The sequence below is a fragment of the Mycobacterium sp. genome, from assembly GCF_049280035.1.
Lineage (GTDB): Bacteria > Actinomycetota > Actinomycetes > Mycobacteriales > Mycobacteriaceae > Mycobacterium.
The window spans coordinates 1-2,441 of sequence record NZ_JBAPPI010000786.1 but is presented as its reverse complement, the minus strand read 5'-3'; the positions used below and the strand labels follow the sequence as shown (position 1 = coordinate 2,441).

The window sequence follows — 2,441 nt, the reverse complement described above, 5'->3', positions numbered from 1 at the left end:
CGGCGCCTAGATCCCGCCGCGTGACACCAGCTGTGCGGCGATCACATTGCGCTGGATTTCGTTGGTGCCCTCGCCGACGATCATCAGCGGGGCGTCGCGGAAATAGCGCTCGACATCGTATTCGGTGGAGTAGCCGTAGCCGCCGTGGATGCGTACCGCGTTCAGCGCGATCTCCATTGCGACTTCGGAGGCGAACAGCTTGGCCATCCCCGCCTCCATGTCGCAGCGCTCGCCGCTGTCATAGCGCTCGGCGGCGTAACGGGTGAGCTGGCGGGCCGCGGTGAGTTTGGTCGCCATGTCGGCCAGGTAGTTACCGACCGACTGGTGCTTCCAGATCGGCTGGCCGAAACTCTCGCGCTGCTGGGCGTAGGCCAGCGCGTCCTCCAGCGCCGCGGTCGCGACCCCGAGCGCGCGCGATGCCACTTGAATGCGCCCGGTCTCAAGGCCTTTCATCATCTGCGAAAAACCCTTGCCCGCTTCGCCGCCGAGAATCGCCGACGCCGGCACCCGGTAGCCGTCGAATGACAGCTCACAGGTCTCCACGCCCTTATAGCCCAGCTTGGGCAGATCCCGCGACACCGTCAACCCCGGCCCGTGCTGCACCAGCAGCACCGAGATGCCTTGGTGGCGCGGCGTGGCGGCCGGATCGGTCTTGCACAGTAGCGCGATCAACCCCGAACGCCGGGCATTGCTGATCCAGGTCTTGGACCCGTTTACCACCAGGTCGTCGCCGTCGCGCAGCGCGGTGGTCGACATGTTCTGCAGATCGCTGCCTCCGCCCGGCTCGGTGAGCGCCATCGTGGCCCGCAGCTCACCGCTGGCCATCGGCGGCAGGTACTGCCGCTTCTGCTCCTCGGTGCCGAACAGGGTGAGCAGCTTGGCCACCACGGTGTGCCCGCCCATCGCGCCGGCCAGGCTCATCCAGCCGCGCGCCAGCTCCTGGGTGACCAGCACATAGCACGGCATCGACACCGGCGCGCCGCCGTACTCCTCTTGGATGGCCAGCCCGTAGATGCCGATGCGCTTCATCTGCTCGATCCACGCTTCGGGATACTCGTTGGCATGCTCTCGCTCGCGGACCGTCGGCTTGACCTCTTTGTCGACGAACTGACGCACCGTCTCGACCAGCATCGCCTCGTCGTCGCCCAGCCCCATACCCATACGGCAATGTTGGCATGCCTCAGAAACCGGCAACGATGACCGTCGGTCCCTACTTCGACGAGCTGCAGACCGGCCAGGTCTTCGCGGGCGCGCCCTCGATGACGCTGACGCCCGGACTGGCCGCCGTGCATCAGAGCATCCTCGGCGATCGGCTGCGGTTGCCGCTGGACGCCGAGCTGTCGGCGGCGGTCACCGGGTTGACCGCGCCGCTGGCCCACCCCGGCCTGGTCTGCGACGTCGCGATCGGCCAGTCGACGCTGGCGACCCAGCACGTGAAGGCCAACCTGTTCTACCGCGGGCTGGTGTTCTATCGATTCCCGGCGATCGGTGACACCCTGTTCACCCGCACCGAGGTGGTGGGCTTGAAGAAGAACTCGGCCAAGCCGGACCGGGCGCCCACCGGGCTCGTGGCGTTGCGGATGACCACCGTCGACCAGGTCGATCGGCTGATCCTGGACTTCTACCGCTGCGCGATGCTGCCGCTGAGCCCGGATGCCGGCCCGAATGATGCGGATCATGCCGACGACCTGTCGAAAGTCGGTGCCGAGCTGGCCCCGCCGCCGTCGGCTGTCGACAAGTGGGACGGCGACGTGTTCCGTCAGCGCGTCCCCGGACCGCACTTCGATACCGGTCTGGCGGGCACCGTGCTGCGAGGGAGTGCGGATGTGGTCAGCAGTGCACCAGAATTGGCTCGTCTGACTTTGAATATCGCCGCGGTTCATCATGATTCGCGCATCGGCGGGCGGCGGCTGGTCTACGGCGGGCACACCATCGGGCTGGCGTTGGCGCAAGCGACTCGGCTGGTGCCCAATCTGGCCACGGTGCTGGGCTGGCAGTCCTGTGACCACACCGCTCCGGTCTATGAGGGTGACACCCTCTACAGCGAGCTACATGTCGATTCTGCCGAACCGACCGACAACGGCGGCGTGCTGGGATTGCGGTCGCTGGTGTACGCCGTCAGCAATTCACACGATGAGCCGCGGCAGGTGCTGGACTGGCGTTTCACCGCGCTGCAGTTCTAGGCCGCTGACCGGCGGCGCGCACAATGGTGACGTGGATGCGACATCGGACTGGGCCGACAGCGGGCTGGCCTATCTGACCGGCCCCGCTGATGGGCAGCCGGACTTCTCTCGCGCCGCTGTGCTGGCCGAAGCCCGCCGGGTAGCCGCCGATATAGCCCAATTGTTAGGTGTAGAGATCGACGCCGCCACCATATTGGCGGGCCGGGCGGCGATCCTCGGGCTGAGTCGCCGCGGTCGCGTCTCGGCGGGGGGCGCCAC

Annotated in this window: 2 protein-coding genes and 1 pseudogene; 2 read left to right on the top strand and 1 reads right to left on the bottom strand. The window is 67.2% G+C overall.

The features are described 5' to 3' along the window. Nucleotides 1-6 precede the first annotated feature (6 nt). Nucleotides 7-1,161, bottom strand: coding sequence for an acyl-CoA dehydrogenase family protein (locus WAN71_RS25025; RefSeq protein WP_422227906.1), 1,155 nt, complete (start codon nt 1,159-1,161; stop codon nt 7-9). 14 nt (nt 1,162-1,175) lie between these two features. Between WAN71_RS25025 and WAN71_RS25020 the strand changes: the two genes are divergently transcribed. After that, nucleotides 1,176-2,183, top strand: a complete 1,008-nt coding sequence (locus WAN71_RS25020) for a MaoC family dehydratase (protein ID WP_422227905.1) — start codon at nt 1,176-1,178, stop codon at nt 2,181-2,183. A gap of 31 nt (nt 2,184-2,214) precedes the next feature. Beyond that, nucleotides 2,215-2,441 (top strand): annotated as a pseudogene (locus WAN71_RS25015) (CoA transferase); the annotation flags it as partial.

Excerpts from the sequence above, each read along its gene's own strand:
- WAN71_RS25025 (WP_422227906.1), bottom strand. The coding sequence starts at position 1,161 with ATGGGTATGGGGCTGGGCGACGACGAGGCGATGCTGGTCGAGACGGTG.
- WAN71_RS25020 (WP_422227905.1), top strand. The coding sequence starts at position 1,176 with ATGCCTCAGAAACCGGCAACGATGACCGTCGGTCCCTACTTCGACGAG.